Genomic DNA, 543 nt, shown 5'->3' with positions numbered 1-543 from the left:
CCGCTAACCCCATTATCCCCATTGGAGGCACGGGGGTTGGTGGGGGCACAAACCCCCGCAACCCCCGCCCGTCGTCGGAGCATGTGCCGCAGCGCCCAGCGGTTCCCGGTGACCGAGGCCCACACTCCCCGTGCGCGCACGGGCAAGTCCTGGACCCCGGACCCGGCGGAGGGCGCGGAGGCGCGGGTGCCGTGCTGGTGGTCCCGTGACCAGTGGATCCAGGCCGTGGCCCAGGATCTGACCACCGAACTCGGTGCACAGGCGCTGCGCACGCACCGCACGTGCGCGGCCCGTGTGCAGGCCGTGGCCACCGAGGATGCCAAGACTGCCGACACCACCACCGGGCGCAACGTGCGCACGTCTCACGCCACCGTGGCTAAGACGCTGCACTGCAGCGTGGACACCGTGCGCCGGGCACGGCGGGTGCTGCGTGATCTCGGGTGGGCGGTAGAGATCACCCGGGGCCGGTACATGAAGCAGGCCGAACGGATCCTGGCCAGTCTCCACAAGGAAAACTACCAGAACCGGTTAGCCTCCAACCGC

At 70.2% G+C, this 543-nt stretch carries 1 pseudogene; it reads left to right on the top strand.

The window, feature by feature from the left end:
- Positions 1-108: 108 nt before the first annotated feature.
- Positions 109-543: pseudogene (locus tag RF645_RS13305) on the top strand (hypothetical protein); the annotation flags it as partial.

It is taken from the genome of Kocuria sp. CPCC 205260, assembly GCF_040981045.1.
GTDB classification, from domain to species: Bacteria; Actinomycetota; Actinomycetes; order Actinomycetales; family Micrococcaceae; genus Kocuria; species Kocuria palustris.
Note: the sequence above shows the minus strand (reverse complement) of the source record. Positions and strands in the feature narration are given on the sequence as shown.